This is a genomic window from Microbispora sp. CSR-4 (assembly GCF_008033685.1).
Taxonomy (GTDB): Bacteria; Actinomycetota; Actinomycetes; order Streptosporangiales; family Streptosporangiaceae; genus Microbispora.
Genome location: NZ_VJVX01000016.1, coordinates 19,751 through 41,999, shown reverse-complemented (window position 1 = coordinate 41,999; position 22,249 = coordinate 19,751). Strand labels below are relative to the sequence as shown.

Here is a 22,249-nt window from a genome sequence, read left to right as displayed (position 1 = left end):
CGGCTCTTCACAGGATCGTCTGCCACCAGCCGTCCACCGGCGGCGGGTCGTCCACCGTGACGCGCTCGCCCGGCCGCGGCACCACGAGGCGCACGTCGCGTGCCTTGGCCTCCCGCCACAGCTGGTCGATCGGGTCGTTCCAGGCGTGCGGGGCGAGCGAGAACGTGCCCCAGTGCACCGGCAGCAGCACCCCGGCGCGTACGTCGAGGTGGGCGAGGATCGCCTCCTCCGGCGTCATGTGGATGTCCGGCCAGCCCTTGCTGTAGGCGCCGATCTGGATCACCGACAGGTCGAACGGCCCGTACGTCTCGCCGATCGCGGCATACCCGTCGAAGTAGCCGGAGTCGCCGGTGTAGAAGACCCGGCGCCGCTCGCCCGCGATCACCCAGGAGGCCCAGAGGGTCTGGTCCCGGCGGAGCCCGCGGCCGGAGAAGTGACGGCCGGGGGTCGCCACGAACCGGAGACCGGACACCGTGGTCTCCTCGTTCCAGTCGAGCTCGACGATCCGCGACGCGGGCACCCGCCACCGTTCGAGATGGGCGCCGACCCCGAGCGGCACCAGGAACGGCGCGGACTGCGTGCGGGCCAGCAGGCGCACCGTGTCCATGTCGAGGTGGTCGTAGTGGTCGTGCGAGATGACGATCGCGTCGAGCTCGGGCAGCTGATACAGCGGCACCGGCGGAGGATGCAGGCGCCGCGGCCCGGTGAACGACGCCGGGGAGCAACGCTCGCTCCAGACCGGATCGAGCAGCACCCGCCGCCCCTCGATCTCGATCAGAGCCGAGGAGTGGCCGTACCAGACGGCGTCGAGGTCGCCGCCCCGGGACGGGCCGGGAGTCATCAGGGGAACGGGCAGCCGGGGCTTGCGCTGCGTCCGGCGGAGGAACTCGCGGACGACCTGCTGCCTGGTCCCCGGCGGGAGGACGGGGCTGGGGCTCGTGTTGCGGAACGCGCCGTTGCGGAACTGTTTCGAGCGCCGCACCCTGAGCGCCCGCTCACCCGAGGGCCGCGCCCCCAGCGCGGCGGGGACGTCGCGCACCGCCCACACCGCCGCCGCCAGGGCGGCCGCTCCCGCGACGAACCCCAGGCGCCGGCCCAGGCCACCACTTCTCAAACCACCGGTCATCAACGGCAATCTCCTTGCTGAGTTCTGCCGATCAGACTAGGCAATCTCCGCGCGGGCCGCGCTGATGGCGTCTTGCCTGTGGACAACCCCTCCCCGGAGACTGCGTGTTGAATAAAAGCATGCAGACCGAACGGCCCGGCGTGGGCAGGCGAGGCGGAGGACGATGAACACCGGCCACCACACGGACGACGGCCCGTCCACCCCCCGCGACCCCCGTGACGCCGCCGCTCAGGGTGACGGCCGCGATGATCATGACCTTGGCGATGAGGGCGACGTCCGCGATCACAATGACGATCGGGGCGACGGCAGTGCCCGGGACGGTGATCGCCAGGTTCCCGGGGACCTCGGCAACGGTGGTGACGCCCGTGATCACAGTGACGATCGGGGCGACCGCGGTGGCCGGGACGGTGATCGCCGCGTTCCCGGGGACCTCGGGGACCTCGGCGGTCTTGACGACGACGCCGCGTCCCGTCTGTTGCGGCTGTTCGAGGGGCACCGGCTGACGCCCGTGCAGCGCAGGATCGCCCACTGCCTCGCGCAGCACGCCGCCGAGGCGCCGTTCCTGTCGAGCATCGAGGTCGCCGAGCTGGCCGGGGTCAGCCAGCCGTCGGTGACCCGCTTCGCGACGGCGCTGGGCTACAGCGGATATCCCGGCCTCCGGCGCAGGTTCCGCGAGCTGGGCGTACGGCAGGGCCGGGAACGGGACGGCTCCGGCCGGAACGGGGAGGACGCCGGGCCGGATGCCCGCATCTCCACGGCGACGCCCCGGCTCTCCGACGGCGGCGCGGATGGACGGACCGGAGGCCGGGGGGAGCGGCCCGCGCCGGTGCCTCCCGCCCCGCCGGAGGGCTCGCATCGTCCGTCGCCGGACCCCGGCGCGCCCGCCCGCTCCGTGCCGCAGAAACCCGGGTATCGGCAGCTTGCGCCCGCGGACGCCGAGTCGTGGTCCGAGCCGTTGCCCGAGCCGTTGCCCGAGTCGTGGCCCGATCTGGGGGCGGACCGGGCGGCGGGCGCGGGCGGCGGCTATCGGCGGGCCGTGCTGGCGGAGATCGAGAACCTGCGCGCCCTCGCCCGCTCGCTGGACGATCCCGGGCCCGTCGTCGAAGCCGCCCGCCTGCTCGCCGCCTCGCGGCCGCTGCCGGTGCTGGGCCTGCGGGCCGCCGCCGCCCAGGCCGCCGGATTCGCGTACTTCGCGGCGAAGGTGCACCCCGACGTACGGCCCCTGCACGAGGCGGGGTCGCTCCTCGCCGACCGGGTCGAGCAGGCGGCGGCGGCCGGGGCCACGGCGTTGCTGTGCTTCGCCCTGCCCCGCTATCCCGCCGAACTGCTGGACGCGCTCCGGGCCGCCCGCGCGGCCGGGCTGGCCGTCGTCACGGTCGCGGACCGGCGCGTGCCGTCCCTCGCCGGCCTGTCGGACGTTCTGCTCACCGCCGCGGTGGGCACGCACCTGGTGTTCGACACGGCGTGCGCGCCGATGATGCTCGGCCGGGTGCTGCTTGAGGCGATGTGCGATGAACTGCCCGGGGCCCAGGCCCGCCTGGAGGCGTTCGAGGCGTCGGCCGCCGCCCGTGGGGTGTTCCTCATTGACTGAATCTATTCATTCACCCACGATGGGTGGGACTCACTGAATAGAACCATGCGCCGCGGGCGCGGGTGGGAGGAGAACTCGTGGCTGACGACGGCGGTGGCGCCCTCAACGGCAGGGCCGCGCACGACCAGGGTTCCGGCGACCAGGGTTCCGGCGGCCACGGTTCGGGCGGCGGGGGTTCCGACGAGCGGATTTTCAGCGGCAGGGGTTCCGGCGAGCGGGATTCCGGCGAGCGGGATTCCGGCGGCCGGGCTCCGATCCGGGCTCCGCGCGGCGGCACGCTGAACACCCGCGGCTGGCAGCAGGAGGCCGCCCTGCGCATGCTCATGAACAACCTCGACCCCGAGGTCGCCGAGCATCCGGAGCGGCTCGTCGTCTATGGCGGCAGCGGCAAGGCGGCCCGCGACTGGCCGTCGTACGACGCGATCGTGCGTGAGCTCACCACCCTGCGGGCCGACGAGACCCTGCTGGTGCAGTCGGGCCGCCCGGTCGGCGTGATGACCACCCACGAGTGGGCTCCCCGCGTGCTCATCGCCAACTCCAACCTCGTCGGCGACTGGGCGACATGGCCGGAGTTCCGGCGGCTGGAGCGGCTCGGGCTCACGATGTACGGCCAGATGACGGCCGGTTCGTGGATCTACATCGGCACCCAGGGCATCCTGCAGGGCACGTACGAGACGTTCGCGGCGGTCGCGGCCAAGCGGTTCGGCGGCAGTCTCGCCGGGACGATCACGCTCACCGCCGGGCTCGGCGGCATGGGCGGCGCGCAGCCGCTCGCGGTCACGATGAACGGCGGCGTGGCGATCTGCGTCGACTGCGACCCGCGCAGCGTCGAGCGCCGCATCGTCCACCGCTACCTCGACGTCCGGGCCGAGAGCCTGGAGGAGGCGCTGCGCCTGGCGTACGAGGCCAGGGACGCCCGCCGCCCGCTGTCCATCGGCGTCGTGGCCAACGCGGCCGAGGCCGTGCCCGCACTGCTGGCCGGGGGCGCGGAGATCGACATCGTGACCGACCAGACGAGCGCGCACGACCCGCTGGCCTACCTGCCGCTGGGCGTCGCGTTCGAGGACATGGCCGAGCTGGCGCGCAAGGACCCCGAAGGCTTCACCCGCCGGGCCCGCGAGTCGATGGCCCGGCACGTCGAGGCGATGGTCGGCTTCCAGGACGCGGGTGCGGAGGTGTTCGACTACGGCAACTCGATCAGGGGCGAGGCGAGCCTCGCCGGCTATGCGCGGGCGTTCGACTTCCCGGGGTTCGTGCCCGCCTACATCCGGCCGCTGTTCTGCGAGGGGAAGGGCCCGTTTCGGTGGGCGGCGCTGTCGGGCGACCCGGCCGACATCGCGACGACCGATCGCACGATCCTCGATCTGTTCCCCGACAACGAGCCGCTGGCCCGGTGGATCAGGATGGCGGGGGAGCGGGTGCGGTTCCAGGGCCTGCCCGCGCGGATCTGCTGGCTCGGGTACGGCGAGCGCGACCGGGCCGGCGAGCGGTTCAACGACCTCGTCGCCTCGGGGGAGATCTCCGCGCCCATCGTGATCGGCCGCGACCACCTCGACTGCGGCTCGGTGGCCTCGCCCTACCGCGAGACGGAGGGCATGCTGGACGGCTCCGACGCGATCGCCGACTGGCCGCTGCTCAACGCCATGGTCAACGTCGCCTCCGGCGCGTCCTGGGTGTCCATCCACCACGGCGGCGGGGTCGGCATCGGCCGCTCCATCCACGCGGGACAGGTCACCGTCGCCGACGGCACGCCGCTGGCTGGGGAGAAGATCCGCCGGGTGCTGACCAACGACCCCGGGATGGGTGTGATCCGCCACGTGGACGCCGGATACGACCGGGCCGTCGAGGTGGCCGGGGACCGCGGCGTACGCGTCCCGATGGCCGAGGCGGGGGCGGGGGCGGGGGCGGACCACGATGCGTGAGGGCGCGGCCCTGGTCCTGCCGGAGGAGGTCGAGTACGGCTTTCGCCGGCTGTGGCGCGACCTGCTCCCCGTGGGCCGGTGCGACGCGACGGGCGGATATCGGCGGCACGCTTGGACGGCGGCCGACGCGGAGTGCCGGGCCTGGTTCGAGGAGCAGGCACTCAGCCGAGGCCTCGCGTACGAGACCGACCGCAACGGCAACCAGTGGGCCTGGCTGGGCGATCCCACGGCGGGCGACGCCGTGGTGACCGGTTCCCACCTTGACTCCGTGCCCGATGGCGGGGCGTACGACGGCCCGCTGGGGGTCGTGGGGGCGTTCGCCGCGCTCGACGCCCTGCGGGCGCGCGGGTTCCGGCCGGAGCGGCCGCTGGCGGTGGTGAACTTCACCGAGGAGGAGGGCGCAAGATTCGGCCTGGCCTGCCTGGGATCGCGGCTGATGACCGGCGCCGTCCGTCCCGAGACGGCAGGGGCGCTGCGCGACGCGGACGGCGTCACGCTGGCAGCGGCGATGGAGCGGGCGGGACGCGACCCGGCGGCCGCCGGCCGTGACGACGCGCGCCTGACCCGCATCGGGGCCTTCGTGGAGCTGCACGTCGAGCAGGGCCGCCACCTTGCCGCCACACCGCATCCGGTCGGCGTCGCCTCTGCGATCTGGCCGCACGGCCGCTGGCGTTTCGACTTCCGGGGGGAGGCCAACCACGCCGGGACCACCCGCTTGGAGGACCGGCGCGATCCCATGCCGGCGTACGCGGCGGCGGTGCTGGCCGCCCGGGCGAACGCCGAACGCCTGGGGGCCCTGGCCACCTTCGGCAGGATCAAAGTCGAGCCCAACGGCACCAACGCCATCGCGTCGCTGGTCAGCGCCTGGCTCGACTGCCGGGCGCCGGACGCCGCCCTGCTCGACAGGCTCGTCGAGGAGACGACCCGAGCTGCCGAGGGGGCCGAGGTGACCCGGGAGTCCTACACGCCGGTCGTGAACTTCGACGTGGGGCTGCGCGACCGTGTCGCGGGCGTCCTCGGCGGCGCGCCGGTGCTGCCCACGGGGGCAGGGCACGACGCCGGCATCCTCGCCGGTGAGGTCCCGGCGGCCATGCTGTTCGTGCGCAATCCCACGGGTGTCTCGCACTCGCCGTACGAGCACGCCGACGAGGCCGACTGCCTCGCCGGGGTCGCCGCACTCGCCGCCGTTCTGGAGGATCTGCTCACACCGGCCGCCGCCAGCCCCGGCGGGGCTCTCTGAGGGCACGGATGGGCCGCGGCGGCGCGGCCCGTTCAGTGCCCGGATGGGCTGTGACGGCGGGGCTTTGACGACGGGGCTCGCTGCGCACGTGAGCGGCCCCGCCGCCGGGGAGGCCGGGGAGGGGCGTGAAGACGTCCATTACCCAGGAAGCGGCAAGTGAAATTCCACATTAAGGGGAATCGGCTCCAGGTCTTCGCAAAGTAGTGATCGCCGACCTGTTCGAATCAGGGCCGGATAGCCCCGTATTTCCAGGCTGCATGCGTTTTGTTGCTAAAAATGCTTATTTGCCCCACGATGGGTGACTGCGGCGTTTGCTGCCTTTAGCGTGAGAATCAGGGTCCGGATCCAGGTTCGATGGATCGATTCGAGCTCCGTGAATTCGGATGTTCATCCGCCTTCTCGTCACGGAGCCGACGGAGGGATACCCATGTTCAAAGAAGCACTGGCTGCTGCCGTCATGACGGCTTCGGCTCTCGTGGTCCCTGTCGCGATTCAGACGCAGTCGGCCAACGCCGCCGGCACGACCGAGCAGGTCGTCCGGCCGTCGGTCACGGGGGACTGCCCGGGAGGCAGATGCCGTGACAGGCACCGCTATCGCCACCACTTCCGCCACCATCACGACCGTTGGGACCGTTGGGACGGTCGCGATCGCCCCCGCCGCCACCATCGCGAGCGACTGCAGCAGCAGCAACAGCAGCAGCAACAGCAGGGGGCGGGCGGTCAGCAACAGCAGCAGCAACAGCAACAGCAGCGCGGCCGCGCTCAGCAACAGCAACAGCAGCAACAACAGCAGCAGGGGGCGGGCGGTCAGCAACAGCAGCAGCAACAGCAACAGCAGTGACCGGATGACCGTTCATCGCACCTGATCGACCCTGTGGTCATCAGGTCCGATCGACTTCACGCTCGTCGGGCCTGATCGACACCGTGCCCCGCGTCCACCGTTCGCGGGGCATTCTCCTGTGGCCGCTGACAGCGGTCCCGGCGCTCGGAAGGCGAGCGCCGGGTGCGCGAGACCGATGGGTCGGGCGAATGCGTCAGCGTGAACAGCGGTGCCGCCGCACCGAAGCCGGGCGTGAGTGGTCGTCTGGTGGGGGCCTTGGCCAACCCGGGGTGCCTTCAGCGGTGGCGGCGGTCCCGTCACCCCGGAGGCGGGGTGCCGGGTGCGGGCGGCTGTCGGGCCGGACCTTGGCCGGCCCCCGGGGTGCCGTCGGCGGGAACGGTGGTCCCGGCGCTCAGAAGGCGAGCGCCGGGCACGACAGCCGTCGAATCGGGGGCGTGGCCGGACCGGGGGTGCGTCAGCGGGAACGGCGGTCGCTGGAGCCGGGGTCGGTCAGACCGGCCCGGCGCAGCGCCTCGGCCATGGCTCCGCCGAGCGGCGCGCCGCCCGAGCCCCCGCCGTTGCCGCGGCCGGACCCGCCCCTGCCGTTCTGGCCCTGGCGGGCGGGGTTCTGGCGGGACTGGTTCTGCCGCGGCTGGCCGCGCCGGCCGTCCTGCCGGTCGTCGCGGGCCTCGCCGTTCGGCCCGCCCCGGCGGCCACCGCCGGCCGTCTCGTCGTCCAGGCGCAGCGTGAGCGAGATGCGCTTGCGCTGGAGGTCCACGTCGAGCACCTTGACCCGCACGATGTCGCCGGGCTTGACCACGTCGCGGGGGTCCTTCACGAAGGAGTTGGACATCGCGGACACGTGGACCAGGCCGTCCTGGTGCACGCCGATGTCGACGAACGCCCCGAACGCGGCGACGTTGGTGACGACGCCCTCCAGGATCATGCCGGGCGACAGGTCGGACGGCTTCTCGACGCCGTCCTTGAACGTGGCGGTCTTGAACGCCGGACGGGGGTCGCGGCCCGGCTTCTCCAGTTCCTTGAGGATGTCGGTCACGGTCGGCAGGCCGAAGGTGTCGTCGACGAACTGCGACGGCTTGAGCGAGCGCAGCGCCGAGGTGTTGCCGATCAGCGTGCGCAGGTCGCTCTTGGTGAAGTCGAGGATGCGGCGCACCACCGGGTAGGCCTCCGGGTGCACGCTGGAGGCGTCGAGGGGGTCGTCGCCGCCCGGGATGCGCAGGAAGCCCGCGCACTGCTCGAACGCCTTCGGGCCGAGCCGCGGCACCTCCTTCAGCCCGGTCCGGGAGCGGAACGGCCCGTTGGCGTCGCGGTGCGCGACGATGTTCTCCGCCAGCCCGGCGCTGATGCCGGAGACGCGGGTCAGCAGCGGGGCGGACGCGGTGTTGACGTCCACGCCCACCGCGTTCACGCAGTCTTCCACCACCGCGTCGAGCGAGCGCGACAGCTTCACCTCGGACACGTCGTGCTGGTATTGGCCGACGCCGATGGACTTGGGGTCGATCTTGACCAGCTCGGCCAGGGGGTCCTGCAGCCGCCTGGCGATCGAGACCGCGCCGCGCAGCGAGACGTCGAGACCGGGCAGCTCCTGGGAGGCGTACGCCGACGCGGAGTAGACGGAGGCTCCGGCCTCCGACACCACGATCTTGGTGAGGTGCGGCATGTGCTTGACCAGCTCACCGGCGAGCTTGTCGGTCTCCCGCGACGCGGTGCCGTTGCCGATGGCGATCAGCTCCACCTTGTGCTCTGTCGCGAGCCGGGCCAGCACCGCGAGCGACTGGTCCCACTGCCGCTTGGGCTCGTGCGGATAGATCGTCTCGGTGGCGACGACCTTGCCGGTGCCGTCCACGACCGCGACCTTCACGCCGGTGCGCAGGCCCGGGTCGAGGCCCATGGTCGGCCGTGCCCCCGCGGGAGCGGCGAGCAGCAGGTCGCGCAGGTTGGCCGCGAACACGCGCACGGCCTCCTCCTCGGCCGCCTGCCACAACCGGGTCCGCAGGTCGATGCCCAGGTGCACGAGGACGCGGGTCCGCCAGGCCCAGCGCACGGTGTCGAGCAGCCACTTGTCGGCCGTGCGGCCGAGGTCGGCGATGCCGAAGTGCCGGGCGATCCGCGCCTCGTAGTCGTTCGGCTCCTCGGCCTCCGGGTCGAGGGTGAGCGTGAGCACTTCTTCCTTCTCACCCCGGAACATCGCGAGGATGCGGTGCGAGGGCAGGCGGGTGAAGGGCTCGGAGAAGTCGAAGTAGTCGGAGAACTTGGCCCCGGACTCCTGCTTGTCCTCCCGCACCTGGGAGATCAGACGCCCGCGGGACCACATGCGCTCCCGCAGGTCGCCGATGAGGTCGGCGTCTTCGGCGAAGCGCTCGACCAGGATGGCCCGGGCGCCCTCCAGCGCGGCGGCGGCGTCGGCCACGCCCTCGCGCACGTACGCCTCCGCGGTCGCCTGGGGGTCCAGCGACGGGTCGCCGAGCAGCGCGTCCGCCAGCGGCTCCAGCCCCAGCTCCCTGGCGATCTGTGCCTTGGTGCGGCGCTTGGGCTTGTAGGGCAGGTAGATGTCCTCCAGGCGGGCCTTCGAGTCGGCCTCCATGATGCGCGCTTCGAGGGCCTCGTCGAGCTTGCCCTGCGACCGGATCGAGTCGAGGATGGCGGCCCGCCGCTCCTCCAGCTCGCGCAGGTAGCGCAGCCGCTCCTCCAGCGTGCGCAACTGGGCGTCGTCGAGCGCGCCCGTGGCCTCCTTGCGATAGCGGGCGATGAACGGCACCGTCGCCCCGCCGTCGAGCAGGTCGACGGCCGCGGTGACCTGACTCTCGCGCACGCCGAGCTCTTCGGCGATCCGCTGCTGAATGGACGTCGTCACGATCCTGATCCGCCTTCTTCCGGGTCCGCCCTCTCCGAGGGGCTCTCATTCTGCCGGATTCGCCGGGCCCCCTCAGTCAACCTGTGGACAACCCGAGCACCCCGATGCAGGCCGGGCACACGCGACCCGAGATGTCAGGTGATCGGCTCTGCCGGTGTCTCCTGCTTCTCCGCGCTCGTTTATCGGCCGGGCGTCCCCCGCAAAATCAATTTCCGCGCGGGAAATCCTCCGTTCGGCCGATCAGTGAGAAAGGACGCCGGGCTTGTCGTCGTACATACAGGTCTCGGTACGCCGCCCGGCGTGGACGTGCGGCGATCACGGCCCACGACGCGGCGGGAACCGCGCGACGTCGACCCGGTGGGCGGCTCGACGCATTTCCCGGTCCCACGCATTTTCACGGTGAGATCCTGCGGCGGTCGAGCCGTGCTGCTATATCTGCTAATATCCGGCCATATTTGGAAGCGGAGCGCCGGCCATAGGGAATTCGCGCCGGAGGCCCCCCGTGGCTTCGAAGCGTGCCCGGTGAACGCGTACGGACCGGCGCGTGCTCAGCCGGTGTTGAGCCGCTCGTACGGACCGGCGTGCTCAGCGGACGTGGAGCCGCTCGTATGGACCGGCGTGCTCAGCCCGCGTTGAGCCGCTCGTACAGACCGGCACCCGCCAGCAGCAGGAGCGCGAGGGTGAGCAGCGCCTGCGACGCCAGCGGCACGCCCCTGGCGGGCGTCCCGCCGGCCGGGGCCTGCGCCGCGGGCTCGCGGCCCGGTGCGCTCTCCGGATGGTGAGCCAGGTAGCCCGTGGGGAACGAGGTCACGATCTCACGGCCGCATCCGGGGCAGGTCGTCCCGGACCAGGGTGGCGGGACGACGACCTCGTCCCGGGTCCATATCACGACGTCGACGCCCTGCTCGTCGCGCGTGCGGTGGACGACGTACTCCTCCTCCCAGACACGCAGGCAGCGCAGGCACTCGAACGGCCACGTCTCCCTGGCGCTGATCGCCTCGCGCACCGGTACCACCCCCGATCTCACGACCTCCGCCTTTGAGTCTCAACACAGGGTGAAACCACCGCAAGTGGTGATATGGACACGATGGGTAATGATTGCCCAGGCCGTTCGTGGCTTCTCCGCTTCGTCAGACCACTTCGAGCAGCTCGCCGACCAGGCCGAGGGCCAGCGTCTTGTAGCCCACGGAGTCGAACAGCACCGTGATCCGGTCCTGCTCGCGGCTCATCACGATCCCGTGCCCCCACTCGGCGTGCCGGACGTCCGCGTGCATGGGGAACCGCCCGTCGCCGGTCTCCGGCGGGGTCGCCGTACCGGAGCGGCAGGTGTCGCAGTCGCCGCAGGACCGTTCGTACGGCTCGCCGAAATACTCCAGCAGGAAGCGGCGCCGGCAGCCGGTCGTCTCCGCGTAGCCGCGCATCATCTCCAGCCGGGAGTCCCCCATCCGGTGCCGGAGATCGTCGATCTCCACCGCGTGGGCGGCGGCCTCGTCCGGAGGCGGGCCGTCCGGGGTGTAGCGCAGGGCGCCACCATGGGTCACCTCGACCGCGCCCGCCCGTTCGAGCAGGTTGACGTGCGAGGCCAGCCTGGCCGCCCCGACGCCGAGGAGCTCGCGCAGGTCGGCGGCGGCGACCCCCCCGCCGTGCTCGTGGACCAGCGTCGCGACGCGCCGCATCATGGCCTCGTCCGCGTGGCCCCCGGCGAAGAACCTGCGCAGCCCCAGGTCCTCGGGCCGGTAGAACAGCACGGCATCGGCCGGGTTGCCGTCCCGGCCCGCCCGGCCGATCTCCTGGTAGTACGCGTCGAGCGACTCCGGAGGCGCGGCGTGCAGCACGTAGCGCACGTCGGGCTTGTCGATGCCCATCCCGAAGGCCGAGGTCGCCACGACGGTGTCGAGGTCGTCGTCCTGGAACCGCTCGTGGATGCGGCGGCGTTCCTTCGCCTTCATCCCCGCGTGGTACGCCTCGGCCCGGCGGCCGCGCTCCCTCAGCAGGCCGGCGTACTCCTCGGCCTGGCGCCGCGTCGCCACATAGAGCAGTCCCACGCCGTCGAGCCCGGCGGTGTGGTCGGCGAGGGCCCTGCGCTTGTCGTCGTCGCTCGTGAACCGGTGGACGTCGAGACGGAGGTTGGGCCGGTCGAACCCCCGCACGATCTGCTGCGCGCCGGTCAGGCCGAGCGACTCGACGATCTCCTCGCGCACGGTCGGCGCGGCCGTGGCGGTCATCGCGATCACCGGGGGATGGCCCAGACGCTCGATCACCTTGCCGAGCCGCAGATACTCGGGCCGGAAGTCGTGGCCCCAGGCGGACACGCAGTGCGCCTCGTCCACCGCGATCAGGGAGGGCCGGGCCTCGGCCAGCCGCTCGACCACCTCGGGCTTGGCGAGCTGCTCCGGGGACAGGAACACATATTCGGCGTCGCCCGCCGTGACCTGGTCGAGGCCCGCCTCGACCGAGCCGGCCGAGTTGACCGCCACCGCGCCCGCTGCCCCCGCCTTGAGCAGGCCCATGACCTGGTCGCGCTGCAGAGCGATGAGCGGCGAGACGATGACCGTCGGGCCGTCCAGGAGCAGGCCGGGCACCTGATAGACGGCCGACTTGCCGCCGCCGGTCGGCATCACCAGCAGCACGTCGCGCCCCGCGAGCAGGTGCTCCATCGCCTCCTGCTGGCCGGGGCGCAGCTGCTGCCAGCCGAACGCGTCCCTCGCGGTGGCCCGCAGCCGCCTGCCCCTGCGTCCGAAACGCCGGCCGAAGCGGCCTCCCGCCCAGCCGCCGGCCCAGCTTCCCGACCAGTCCCTCGACCAGCCGCCCGCCGTGCCGCCGAGCCGGTCACCGGCCCTTCCGCCGGACAGGCCGCCGTACCTCTGCCTGACGCTCATGCCGCCGCACCCCCTCGCCCGATCGGGCTGCAACTACCCGAGCGGAAAGGACCGAACCGGAATAGCCGTACGGACCCGGCCGCTGAGAGCGGTTATGAGAGCGATCGTGTATTCCGAGACCGGGGACAGCGACGTCCTGCGCCTGACCGAACGGCCGGTGCCCGAGCCGGGGCCCGGAGAGGTACGCGTACGGGTGGTGCGTTCGGGCGTCAACCCGACCGACTGGAAGTCGCGGCGCGGCACGCTGAGCCATCCGGAGGCCGTGCCCAACCAGGACGGCGCCGGGATCGTGGACGTCACCGGGCCGGGAGTGACGGGGGTGGCCCCGGGAGATCGCGTGTGGGTGTGGGAGGCCGCCTGGGGGCGTCCGGACGGCACCGCACAGGAGTATGTCGTGCTGCCCGAGCGGCAGGTCGTGCCGCTGCCGGACGGAGCCTCCCTCGACCTCGGTGCGAGCCTCGGCATCCCCGCGCTGACCGCGCATCGCTGCCTGACCGTGGCGGACGGCGGACCGGACCGCCTCGCCCCCGGAGCGCTCGACGGCAGGACCGTCCTCGTCGCGGGCGGGGCCGGGGCCGTGGGCAACGCCGCGATCCAGCTCGCCCGCTGGGCCGGGGCGACCGTGGTGACCACTGTCAGCGGGCCGGAGAAGGCGGCGCTGGCCCGGGCCGCGGGGGCGCATCACGTGGTCGACTACCGCGTCGGCGATCCGGCGGCGGAGATCCGCCGCGTCGCCCCGGGCGGCGCCGACATCGTGGTGGAGGTCGCGCCCGCGCCCAACGCCGCCCTCGACGCGGCGGTCACCGCTCCCTGTGGGGTCGTCGCGGTGTACGCGAACAACGGCGGAGACGCGGTCACGTTGTCGGTGCGCGACCTGTTCACCCGCAACATCCGCTATCAGTTCGTGCTGGTCTACACGGTCCCCGAGGCGGTCAAGGACGCGGCCGTTGCCGACGTGCGCGCGGCGGTCGAGGCGGGCGCGCTGCGGGTGGGCGAGGAGGCCGGGCTGCCCCTGCACCACTTCCCGCTGGAGCGTACGGCCGACGCCCACGACGCGGTCGAGTCGGGCGCGGTCGGCAAGGTGCTGGTCGACGTCGCCCCGGAGTGAGCCTCGTGGTGAAACCCGGGCGAGCTCGGCGAATCCGGATGCCGGGAGGGGCGATGGATCTTCCCGTACGGGCGGTAGCGTCGGGGCATGCGACTAGGAGTGCTGGACGTGGGTTCCAACACGGTGCACCTGCTGGTGATGGACGCGCATCAGGGGGCCCGTCCGCTGCCCGCGTTCTCCCACAAGGACGAGCTGCGGCTCGCCGAGCATCTCGTCGGCGGCGACCGGCTCAGCGACGAGGGCGCGGCGCGGCTCGGGGCCTTCGTACGCGAAGCGGTCCGCATCGCCGAGGACAAGGGAGTGGAGGACCTGGTCGCCTTCGCCACCTCGGCGGTCCGCGACGCGGTCAACGGCGAGGACGTGCTGGCCCAGATCAAGGCGGACACCCGGGTGGACATCCAGGTCCTGTCGGGGGACGACGAGGCCAGGCTCACGTTCCTGGCCGTCCGCCGCTGGTTCGGGTGGTCCTCCGGGCGGCTGCTGGTGACCGACATCGGGGGCGGGTCGCTGGAGATCGCGTCCGGCATCGACGAGGAGCCCGACGTCGCGGTCTCCCTTCCGCTCGGCGCGGGGCGGCTCACCCGCGACTGGTTCACCGCCGACCCGCCCGATCCGGAGGAGCTCCGCGCGCTGCGGCGGCACGTACGCGCCGAGATCGCGCGGACGGTCGGGGCGGTCGCCAAGTACGGCAGGCCCGACCACGCGGTCGCCACGTCCAAGACCTTCCGCCAGCTCGCGCGTATCGCGGGGGCCGCGTCGTCCGGCGAGGGCACGTACGTCAAGCGGACGCTGACGCACGACGACCTGGTCGAGTGGACGGGCAGGCTGGCCACGATGCCGGCCGCCCGCCGGGCGGAGCTTCCCGGGGTGTCCGCCGGGCGGGCCGCGCAGCTTCTCGCCGGCGCGGTCGTCGCGGACGCCGCAATGGACCTGTTCGAACTGCCGGTGCTGGAGATCTGCCCGTGGGCGCTGCGGGAGGGTGTGATCCTGCGCAGGCTCGACGGCCTTCCCATGGGTCGGCCCTCGGTGGCCGATCAGTAAGGTATGAGGGTCATCCAAACAGGGCAAGGCACCAACAACCGGCAATTTTCGTTCCTCTACGTGGCGGGTGATCTTCCGCCGGCCACCGGAGTGCCGTAATCGGGGTCGACCTCTGGAGGAATCTCAATGGTGGAGCTGCTGGGAGCCGTGGTCTCCCTGGCGGCGGTGGCGGTGCTGGTGCTCGGAGCCGTGCTGGTGATCGCGATCGCGACCCTCATATGGCTGGGTGCGATGGCGATGACCACCGGGCGCGAGTCCTACGGGCGGGCGATCCCCGGCCTGGAGGGCACGGGCCCGGGCGAGCGCGCGTGGAACCCCCGGCCCGAGGCCGGGGCGACCGGCGCGTCCGCCGACGGATCCGGCAAAGCACCCGCGCTCGGATCCGGCAAAGCACCCGCGCTCGGATCCGGCAGAGCGCCTGTGCTCGGGTCGGGCGGAGCGCCTGCGGCCGGGTCGGGCGGAGCGCCTGTGCTCGGGTCGGGCGGAGCGCCTGCGGCCGGGTCGGGCGGAGCGCCTGTGCTCGAGTCCGGCCAGGCATCCGCGGCCGGGCCCGGCCAAGGAGCTGTGGCCGGATCCGGTCAAGCGCCTGCGGCCGGATCCGGAAAGGCGCCCGTCGGCGCGTCCGGCAACGGACACGTGAACGGGCGGGCCACGGGCCGGAAGGTCCATACCGTCGCCGCCTCCGTGCGTCGCGCATAGCGAGGCCCACGCCGGCGTCCGCGTCCCCGTCAGGTCCTCCCTGGCGGGGACGCCGTCGTGTCCAAGGCTTCTCCGCGGGACTCTCCGGCGGGGACGCCGTCGTCCGGGGTGCCTCGCGGCCGGGCCGGGGCGGCCGTCAGCGGCCCTCCCTGCCCTGCCCGGACAGCGTCTTGACCAGCTCGGTGAGGTGGGCGACCTGAGCCTCCAGCCCGCGTACGCGCGCCTCGAGCTCGAACAGGGTGGGGGCCTGGTAGCCGTCGGCGATCTGCCTGCTCATCGTTCCTCCCGAGCGGGACCGGCCGGGGAGACCGGTGTAGGGGTGCAGGGCATGGGGGTCGTGCTGATCCTGAATCCCTATTCCCCGAATATGCGATTTGGCACCTCTTCTTCACGGGCAAGATGGAACGGTGAAGGTCGTCGTGCTCGCGGACACCCACGCTCCCCGGCGCTGGAAGTCCTGCCCGCCCGCGGTCGCCGCGCACCTGCGGGGAGCCGACCTGATCCTGCACGCCGGTGACGTCTGCACCGCGGACGTCCTGGTGGAGCTGTCCGCGTACGCTCCGGTCCACGCGGTGCTCGGCAACAACGACGGCCCGGACGTCGCGGCCTGGGGCGCCCCCGAGACGCTCGGCCTCGACCTCGGCGGGCTCCGGGTGGCGATGATCCACGACAGCGGGCAGGCCGCCGGGCGGACCGCGCGGATGCGGCGCCGCTTCCCCGAGGCCGACCTGGTCGTCTTCGGCCACTCGCACATCCCCATGGACCTCACCGGCGACGGGGTGCGGGTGTTCAACCCCGGCTCGCCCACCGACCGCCGCCGCCAGCCGTACGGCACCATCGGAATCCTCGACGTCGATGGCGGCGTGCTGCGGCGGGCCGAGATCGTGCCCGTCACCTGACCTGCCTAAGGGCCGTACGGCGGGGCAGGGGACCGGTATGAGAGAGAACAGACCACAGCCCGACCCGCGTTCGCGGTTCGAGGATGAAGGCATTCCGGACCTGCAGGAGGGCACGCCCGGGCAGCAGTGGGCCGAGGACCCGCAGGAGATGCCGCTGCCCGGCGACAGGCCCCTGGGCCTCGACGAGTACGGCACCACGCCCAGCGAGATGCGCGAGGGCGAGCCCCTGGACTTGCGCCTGTCCCGCGAGGTGCCCGATGTGGACGTCCCGTCCGGCACGGAGCCGGGCACGGGCGATCCGGACGGCTACGCGACCGCCGACCCCGCCCAGCCCGTCCGCCTCGTCGATCCGGACGGCGGCATGGGCGTGGACACGGAGAAGGACATGATCGCCGAGGATGTGGGGCCGGACCTCGGCGGCTACTCGCCGGAGGAGCAGGCGGTGCGCGTGGAGGACGAGACCCCCTAGGACGACCCTCTTTGATCACACCTGACCCGCCGGGGCCCCGCTGTACGGCGGAGCCCCTTCGCTCCGGCCGGCCGTCAACGTCCCGAAGGCGGTCGGACGCCGGTGTCAGCCGAGGACCGTCGCCGAGCGGCCCTCGTCCACGGTGTACGCACCCGCGGAGATCGCGCCGAGACTCGCAGGGGTGAGCGTCAGCGAGACGACGCCGCCGGGCAGTACGCGAGAGTTCTCGTCCACGGTCGTGAACGTCGCGGGCGTCGATCCGTCCGGGAACAGGCGCTTCCCCGCCCCGACGACGACTGGGTACTGGAGCAGCCGGTAGAGGTCGACGAGTCCCGCCTGATGCAGCGTCTGCACCAGCTTCCAGCTTCCGTGAACCTGGAGTTCCCTTCCGGGAAGCTCCTTGAGCCGGCGTACCTCGTCGACCAGTTCACCGCGCAGGACGGTCGCCGGGCTCCAGTCGGCTTCCTCGTCGGTCAGCGTCGAGCTGACGACATACTTCGGCAGCGTGTTGAGCTTGATGGCGATCAGATTGTTCGGTTCGGTGACCTTCGGCCAATACCCACCGAGCAGATTGAAGCTCGTGCGGCCGAAGAGGAAGGCGTCGGCCTCACGGAACCAGCTCTCGACAACCTCGTTGGTGTGCGCCGAGGCGTGCGGAACGAGCCACCCGCCGCGGTCGAAGCCGTCGGAGCGGTCCTCGTCCGGGGCTCCCGGCCCTTGCATGACGCCGTCGAGGCTGATGAAGGTGTTGACGCTGAGCAGCACGATTCTTCCCCCGGAAATCGGGTGGCGGACAGCCGGCCAGGGCTGACCGGCACGCAGACGCTAGCTTCCCGGCCCGGGGCGGGTCTTGTACGGAAACGACATCGAGGCTTGGCCGCCCTCCCGCAGTTCGCGCGCGGTGCGCCCTATGCAGCGACGTAGCGAACGTGCGAGGTGGGCCTGGCGAAACAGCCGAGCCCCCCGAAGAAAGCGCCGATCGTGGCCGTCGCGCAGCATCGTGGCCGCGGCGTTCGCGCGGTCGATCCGCATCACGGCGGTCTGCGAGAGTCCGGTGGATCGAGGGCCCTTCGGGGATCGACCGGGCCCACGGCGCGTGCGGCCGGCGGCCGGGCCGCCGCACGGCGCAGGCGGCCGGGAAAGGAGCCGCGAGAGGTCCTCGCATTCGTTACGCTGCCCCGATGGCGGGAGTTGAGGAGCCGCGGCACGAATGGCGGGGGCCGCGCGGGATCGTTGCGCTGAAGGGCACCGGCATGGTGCTGTGCGGTGTGCTGGCGCTCGTCGGCGACGGCGCGCAGCTCTTCCTCGCGGGCGTCGCGACCCTGGGTTTCGGCCTGCTGACCGGCCGGGACCTGGTCGCGCCGGTACGGCTCGCGGCGGGGGAGGACGGGCTGGTCGTCACCGGGCTGTCCGGGCGGGAACGCATCTCCTGGAATGACGTGGACCGCATCCGGGTGGACTCCCACCGCCGTTACGGCCTGACGTTCGAGCTGCTGGAGATCGACGCCGGCGAGCAGATCCACCTGTTCAGCCGGTTCGACCTCGGCGAGCCGGTCGTCGACGTGGCCGAGACGCTCATGCGGATGCGCCCCTGACCCGTCCCGTACGATCGTCGCGGTTCGGGAACGATGCAAGCGGATCGCAAGCGCCGGGCCCTAAGGTCCGATCGTGTCACAAACCGCTCTCACCACATTGATCCTCGCGGGCCTCGGGCTCGTCTTCGGCCTCATCGGCGGCGCCATCACCAGGAACGCGCGGGAGTTCCGCCGCCGGGCGCAGCGCGCCAGCGGCCTGGTCGTCGGGCTGCGGGCGAGCAGGGCCACCGACGGCACCGTCTACTACCCGGCCATCCGGTTCACGACGATCTACGGCCAGCAGGTCGAGGCCGAGACCTCCTTCGGGAGCAACCCGCCGCCCGCGCGGCCGGGCCAGGAGGTCACGGTGCTGTACGACCCGGCCAGGCCGACGCGGATCCGCATCGACAGCGCGGCGGGGAACGGCATGCTCCTCGGCGGCATCTTCCTCGCGGGGGGCATCGTGTTGTTCACCGCGGGGGCGGGGGTTGCGCTGACCCAGACGATCTGAGCCAGACGATCTGAGCCAGACGATCTGAGCCAGCGCTTCGAGCACGGACGCTTTCGAGCACGGACGCTTTCGAGCACGGACGCTTTCGAGCACGGACGCTTTCGAGCACGGACGCTTTCGAGCACGGGCGCTCTGAACCGGCGCGCTACGAGCCCGCAGGCTCGGTCCCCGCCCCCCGCGGCGTGTGGATCATCCGGTCGCGCAGGCCGTCCCGTTCAGGGTGAAGGCGGCGGGGGCGGGGTTGGAGCCGCTGTAGGTCCCCTGGAAGCCGAAGTTCGCCGTGCCGCCGTTCGCGCCGATGGTTCCGTTCCAGTCGGCGTTCGTCGCGGTGACCTGCTGGCCCGACTGCGTGATCGTCGAGTTCCAGGAGTTGGTGATCCTCTGGTTGCCGGCGTACGTCCACTGGAGCCGCCAGCCGTTGACCGGGCTCGACGACCTGTTGGTGATCGTCACGTCCGCGGTGAACCCGCTGCCCCAGTCGTTCGGCTTGTACGTCACCACGCAGCCGCCCGCCGATGCCGACGGGCTGGCGCTGGGCGACGGGCTGGGCGACCGTGACGGGGACGGGGACGGGGACGGGGACGGGGACGGGGACGGGGACTGGGACGGGGACGGGGACGGGGACGGCGACGGAGACGGCGAAGGTGAGGGGGAAGGCGACGGGGAGGGAGACGGCGACGGGCTGGCGCCCGTGTAGGTCAGCCCGAAGCCATACTCGAACAGCCCCTGCTTGCCGTCACCGACGTTGATCGGCTCCTGGTCGGCGCTGCGCGGCCACGTCATCGGCAGCTTCCCGGTCGGGGCGTAGTCGCCGAACAGCACGTCGGCCACGCCACGTCCCTCGGTGCCCGGCAGCCAGGCCGCGACCAGGGCGTTCCACTGGTCGAGCTGGCCGGCGATGTCCATCGGCCGCCCGGAGACGAGCACCACGACCAGCGGCACGCCGGACGCCTTGAGCCGCTGCAGCGTGGCCAGATCGGTCGAGTCCAGGCCCATCGAGCCCGTGCGGTCGCCCTGGCCCTCGGCGTACGGCGTCTCGCCGACGACGGCGATCGCCGCGCGGTAGGAGGAGTCGATGCCGCTGCCGTCGCGGTTGTAGGTGATCTGGGTGCCGGAGCCGACGGCGTCGCGGATGCCCTGCAGGATCGTGGTGCCGGTGGTGATGTTGCCTGACGAGCCCTGCCAGCTGATCGTCCAGCCGCCGCTCTGGTTGCCGATGTCGTCGGCGCTCTTGCCCGCCACGAAGATCTTGCCGCCGCTCTTGCTCAGCGGCAGCACGTTGCCCGCGTTCTTGAGCAGCACCAGCGACTCGCGTACGGCCTCGCGGGCCAGGGCGCGGTGCGCCGAGCTGCCGATCGTGGAGGTGTAGGAGCGGTCGGTCAGCGGCTTCTCGAACAGCCCGAGCTCGAACTTCTTGGTCAGGATGCGGCGGTTGGCGTCGTCGATCCGCGACATCGGGATCCGGCCCGCCTGCACCTCCTGCCTCAGCAGGGAGATGAACCTCTTGTAGTCGGTCGGCACCATCACCATGTCGATGCCCGCGTTGACCGCCGTGGTGATCTCGTTCGCGGTGAAGCCGGACTGCCCGTCGAGCTGGTCGATGCCCGCCCAGTCGGAGACCACGAAGCCCGTGAAGCCCAGCTCGCCCTTCAGCACGTCGGTGATCAGGTATCTGTTGCCGTGCATCCGCACGCCGTTCCAGGAGCTGTAGGACACCATCACCGAGCCCACCCCGCGCTCCACGGCGGCCTTGAACGGCGGCAGGTGGATGGCCCGCAGGTCGGCCTCGCTCAGCTCGGTGTTGCCCTGGTCCCGGCCGCCCGTGGTGCCGCCGTCGCCCACGTAGTGCTTGGCGGTGGCGAGGATGGAGGCGTTCCCGGCGTTCTGGAAGCCGTCCACGATCGTCGTCATCTGCGTGACGAGCTGCGGGTCCTCGCTGAAGGACTCGTACGTACGGCCCCAGCGGTCGTTGCGGGCCACGCACAGGCAGGGCGCGAAGGTCCAGTCGATGCCGGTGCCGGACACCTCCTCGGCCGTCGCCCGCCCGATCCGCTCCACCAGGCCGGGGTCGCGGGTCGCGCCGAGCCCGATGTTGTGCGGGAAGATCGTCGCGCCGGCCACGTTGTTGTGCCCGTGCACGGCGTCGATGCCGTAGATCATCGGAATGCCGAGCGGGGTCGACAGCGCCTGCCGCTGGAAGTTGTCGTACATGTCGGCCCACGACGACGGGGTGTTCGAGGAGGGAGCCGAGCCGCCGCCGGACAGGATCGAGCCCAGCCGGTACGCCGCCACGTCGGAGATCGTCGTCAGGGCCGACCGGTCGGCCTGGGTCATCTGCCCGACCTTGTCGTCGAGCGACATCCGCGACAGCAGGTCGTCCACCCGCGTCGCCACCGGAAGGCTCGGATCCTGGTAGGGGGCGTTCGCCGCCCGCGCGGCCTCGCGACCGCCGACGAAGACGGCGCCGAGCGCCACGGCGAGCAGCGCCACGAGCGCGGGAATCCAGACGGGTGTCAGCCGGGATGTCATCACGTCCTCCTTGTGGTCCCGCTGACGGTAGGAATCGCCGGGAATTCGGGTCAATCGACGTGACTTCCGGACACTCGCCACCAGCCGCGGGCGAGGAAAGTTTCACGTTCCACGCCGGGCTTGCGCCTTCAGCGGATCCGCTGCCGGCGAAGATCGCGCCGGTGGTCCGCGGGGCGGCCGTAGCGTCGTCCCATGGATCTGGTCGAACTGCTCCCCAGCCTGTACTTCCTGCGGTTTCCCGTGGGGCACGTCTACCTGTGGCGCGACCCCGACGGGCTGACCCTGATCGACTCCGGGGTTCCCGGCTCCGCGCCGCTCATCGCGGACGCCGTCCGTACGCTCGGGCACGCGCCGTCCGACGTACGGCGCCTGGTGCTGACGCACTTCCACGAGGACCACACCGGCTCGGCGGCCGACATCGCCGCCTGGGGCGACGTCACCGTGTGCGCCCACCGCGACGACGCGCCGTTCGTCCGGGGCGAGGCGGCCGGACCCGCGCCGATCCTGTCCGGCTGGGAGCAGGAGTTGTGGGACCACGTGCACGCGGACATGCCGCACGTGCCCGCACCGCCCGTGCGCGTCGACCGCGAACTGGACGACGGCGACACGCTCGGCTTCGGCGGTGGCGCGCGCGTGCTCGCCGTGCCCGGTCACACTCCGGGCAGCCTCGCGCTGCACCTGCCGGAGCAGGGAGTGCTGTTCACCGGCGACACCATCGCCCGCGCCCCCGACGGCCAGGTCATCCTCGGTGTGTTCAACGCCGACCCGCCCGCCGCCGTCGCCTCGCTCGTACGGCAGGCGGCCCTCGACGTCGAGATCGCCTGCTTCGGCCACGGCGAGCCCGTCACCAAGGGCGCCTCCCGGCTCATCGCGGACACCGCGGCCCGCCTCACCGGCTGACGCCGTACGGCCGCCCCTCCGCACGGAAGATCACAGGCGTGAGGGCGGCGCGGGCGGGGGATGTCT

20 protein-coding genes are annotated in these 22,249 nt (G+C 72.2%); 11 read left to right on the top strand and 9 right to left on the bottom strand.

All coding sequences use genetic code 11. The annotated features are described in order from the left end of the window. Positions 1-7: 7 nt before the first annotated feature. Positions 8-1,126, bottom strand: a complete 1,119-nt coding sequence (locus tag FLV34_RS14495; protein ID WP_147943336.1) for an MBL fold metallo-hydrolase — start codon at positions 1,124-1,126, stop codon at positions 8-10. A gap of 31 nt (positions 1,127-1,157) precedes the next feature. Then, positions 1,158-1,670: a hypothetical protein gene (locus FLV34_RS42420; protein WP_187280642.1), complete on the bottom strand. Its 513-nt coding sequence runs from the start codon at positions 1,668-1,670 to the stop codon at positions 1,158-1,160. On the opposite strand from FLV34_RS42420, the gene FLV34_RS41520 reads away from it, so the two are divergent. The 3 genes from FLV34_RS41520 (at position 1,635) to FLV34_RS14475 (ending at position 5,879) form a co-directional block, all read left to right on the top strand. Then, entirely contained in the window at positions 1,635-2,717 is a 1,083-nt protein-coding gene (locus FLV34_RS41520; RefSeq protein WP_261985778.1) for a MurR/RpiR family transcriptional regulator, read from the top strand. The genes FLV34_RS42420 and FLV34_RS41520 overlap by 36 nt on opposite strands. A gap of 254 nt (positions 2,718-2,971) precedes the next feature. After that, positions 2,972-4,639, top strand: a complete 1,668-nt coding sequence (gene hutU, locus FLV34_RS14480) for a urocanate hydratase (protein ID WP_222709515.1) — start codon at positions 2,972-2,974, stop codon at positions 4,637-4,639. Then, positions 4,632-5,879 (top strand): allantoate amidohydrolase, encoded by a 1,248-nt coding sequence (locus tag FLV34_RS14475; RefSeq protein WP_147943335.1) that lies wholly within the window; start codon positions 4,632-4,634, stop codon positions 5,877-5,879. Before hutU ends, FLV34_RS14475 begins: the two co-directional genes overlap by 8 nt. A gap of 280 nt (positions 5,880-6,159) precedes the next feature. Here the strand turns inward: FLV34_RS14475 and FLV34_RS14470 are convergent, their stop codons facing one another. The 4 genes from FLV34_RS14470 to FLV34_RS14455 form a co-directional block, all read right to left on the bottom strand. After that, positions 6,160-6,711 carry a hypothetical protein gene (locus FLV34_RS14470; protein ID WP_147943334.1) on the bottom strand — a complete coding sequence of 184 codons (552 nt, stop codon included), beginning with the start codon at positions 6,709-6,711 and terminating at the stop codon, positions 6,160-6,162. 463 nt (positions 6,712-7,174) lie between these two features. Next, positions 7,175-9,574, bottom strand: coding sequence for a Tex family protein (locus FLV34_RS14465; RefSeq protein ID WP_147943333.1), 2,400 nt, complete (start codon positions 9,572-9,574; stop codon positions 7,175-7,177). A gap of 622 nt (positions 9,575-10,196) precedes the next feature. Continuing rightward, the gene (locus FLV34_RS14460) at positions 10,197-10,601 is read right to left on the bottom strand and encodes a hypothetical protein (RefSeq protein ID WP_142646931.1); all 405 of its coding nucleotides are present in this window, start codon (positions 10,599-10,601) and stop codon (positions 10,197-10,199) included. 103 nt (positions 10,602-10,704) lie between these two features. Beyond that, positions 10,705-12,453 (bottom strand): ATP-dependent DNA helicase RecQ, encoded by a 1,749-nt coding sequence (locus FLV34_RS14455; RefSeq protein ID WP_147943332.1) that lies wholly within the window; start codon positions 12,451-12,453, stop codon positions 10,705-10,707. 94 nt (positions 12,454-12,547) lie between these two features. On the opposite strand from FLV34_RS14455, the gene FLV34_RS14450 reads away from it, so the two are divergent. From FLV34_RS14450 to FLV34_RS14440, 3 genes are all read left to right on the top strand, one after another. Beyond that, a complete protein-coding gene (locus FLV34_RS14450; protein WP_147943331.1) occupies positions 12,548-13,561 on the top strand; it encodes an NADPH:quinone reductase in 1,014 nt (337 codons plus the stop codon). 87 nt (positions 13,562-13,648) lie between these two features. Then, positions 13,649-14,602: a Ppx/GppA phosphatase family protein gene (locus tag FLV34_RS14445; RefSeq protein WP_142646934.1), complete on the top strand. Its 954-nt coding sequence runs from the start codon at positions 13,649-13,651 to the stop codon at positions 14,600-14,602. Positions 14,603-14,728: 126 nt separating this feature from the next. Further along, on the top strand, positions 14,729-15,301 hold the full coding sequence (locus tag FLV34_RS14440) for a hypothetical protein (RefSeq protein WP_147943330.1): 573 nt from the start codon (positions 14,729-14,731) through the stop codon (positions 15,299-15,301). A 136-nt stretch (positions 15,302-15,437) separates the two neighbouring features. Here FLV34_RS14440 and FLV34_RS40435 read toward each other — a convergent pair whose 3' ends face one another. Beyond that, positions 15,438-15,578 carry a hypothetical protein gene (locus FLV34_RS40435; RefSeq protein WP_168065798.1) on the bottom strand — a complete coding sequence of 47 codons (141 nt, stop codon included), beginning with the start codon at positions 15,576-15,578 and terminating at the stop codon, positions 15,438-15,440. Between the two features lie 130 nt (positions 15,579-15,708). On the opposite strand from FLV34_RS40435, the gene FLV34_RS14435 reads away from it, so the two are divergent. Both FLV34_RS14435 and FLV34_RS14430 read left to right on the top strand, forming a co-directional pair. After that, the gene (locus FLV34_RS14435; protein ID WP_142646936.1) at positions 15,709-16,200 is read left to right on the top strand and encodes a metallophosphoesterase family protein; all 492 of its coding nucleotides are present in this window, start codon (positions 15,709-15,711) and stop codon (positions 16,198-16,200) included. 37 nt (positions 16,201-16,237) lie between these two features. Further along, positions 16,238-16,669, top strand: coding sequence for a DUF5709 domain-containing protein (locus tag FLV34_RS14430; protein WP_142646937.1), 432 nt, complete (start codon positions 16,238-16,240; stop codon positions 16,667-16,669). Between the two features lie 105 nt (positions 16,670-16,774). Here the strand turns inward: FLV34_RS14430 and FLV34_RS14425 are convergent, their stop codons facing one another. Further along, on the bottom strand, positions 16,775-17,434 hold the full coding sequence (locus tag FLV34_RS14425; protein WP_142646938.1) for a dihydrofolate reductase family protein: 660 nt from the start codon (positions 17,432-17,434) through the stop codon (positions 16,775-16,777). A 416-nt stretch (positions 17,435-17,850) separates the two neighbouring features. Here FLV34_RS14425 and FLV34_RS14420 point away from each other — a divergent pair, with 416 nt between their 5' ends. Together FLV34_RS14420 and FLV34_RS14415 are read left to right on the top strand one after the other, a co-directional pair. Continuing rightward, positions 17,851-18,264, top strand: coding sequence for a PH domain-containing protein (locus tag FLV34_RS14420; protein ID WP_147943329.1), 414 nt, complete (start codon positions 17,851-17,853; stop codon positions 18,262-18,264). A gap of 73 nt (positions 18,265-18,337) precedes the next feature. After that, positions 18,338-18,754, top strand: a complete 417-nt coding sequence (locus tag FLV34_RS14415) for a DUF3592 domain-containing protein (protein ID WP_187280638.1) — start codon at positions 18,338-18,340, stop codon at positions 18,752-18,754. A 189-nt stretch (positions 18,755-18,943) separates the two neighbouring features. Here the strand turns inward: FLV34_RS14415 and FLV34_RS14410 are convergent, their stop codons facing one another. Then, positions 18,944-21,283 carry a glycoside hydrolase family 3 N-terminal domain-containing protein gene (locus FLV34_RS14410; RefSeq protein WP_315985191.1) on the bottom strand — a complete coding sequence of 780 codons (2,340 nt, stop codon included), beginning with the start codon at positions 21,281-21,283 and terminating at the stop codon, positions 18,944-18,946. 192 nt (positions 21,284-21,475) lie between these two features. Between FLV34_RS14410 and FLV34_RS14405 the strand changes: the two genes are divergently transcribed. Then, positions 21,476-22,183 carry an MBL fold metallo-hydrolase gene (locus tag FLV34_RS14405; RefSeq protein ID WP_142646942.1) on the top strand — a complete coding sequence of 236 codons (708 nt, stop codon included), beginning with the start codon at positions 21,476-21,478 and terminating at the stop codon, positions 22,181-22,183. Positions 22,184-22,249 lie beyond the last annotated feature (66 nt).

Bases quoted from the DNA above. Each gene is read 5' to 3' on its own strand.
- FLV34_RS14430 (WP_142646937.1), top strand. From the start codon at position 16,238: ATGAGAGAGAACAGACCACAGCCCGACCCGCGTTCGCGGTTCGAGGAT.
- FLV34_RS14475 (WP_147943335.1), top strand. From the start codon at position 4,632: ATGCGTGAGGGCGCGGCCCTGGTCCTGCCGGAGGAGGTCGAGTACGGC.
- FLV34_RS14450 (WP_147943331.1), top strand. From the start codon at position 12,548: ATGAGAGCGATCGTGTATTCCGAGACCGGGGACAGCGACGTCCTGCGC.
- FLV34_RS14445 (WP_142646934.1), top strand. From the start codon at position 13,649: ATGCGACTAGGAGTGCTGGACGTGGGTTCCAACACGGTGCACCTGCTG.
- FLV34_RS14455 (WP_147943332.1), bottom strand. From the start codon at position 12,453: ATGAGCGTCAGGCAGAGGTACGGCGGCCTGTCCGGCGGAAGGGCCGGT.
- FLV34_RS40435 (WP_168065798.1), bottom strand. From the start codon at position 15,578: ATGAGCAGGCAGATCGCCGACGGCTACCAGGCCCCCACCCTGTTCGAG.
- FLV34_RS14420 (WP_147943329.1), top strand. From the start codon at position 17,851: ATGGCGGGAGTTGAGGAGCCGCGGCACGAATGGCGGGGGCCGCGCGGG.
- FLV34_RS14410 (WP_315985191.1), bottom strand. From the start codon at position 21,283: ATGACATCCCGGCTGACACCCGTCTGGATTCCCGCGCTCGTGGCGCTG.
- FLV34_RS14405 (WP_142646942.1), top strand. From the start codon at position 21,476: ATGGATCTGGTCGAACTGCTCCCCAGCCTGTACTTCCTGCGGTTTCCC.
- FLV34_RS14495 (WP_147943336.1), bottom strand. From the start codon at position 1,126: ATGACCGGTGGTTTGAGAAGTGGTGGCCTGGGCCGGCGCCTGGGGTTC.
- FLV34_RS14440 (WP_147943330.1), top strand. From the start codon at position 14,729: ATGGTGGAGCTGCTGGGAGCCGTGGTCTCCCTGGCGGCGGTGGCGGTG.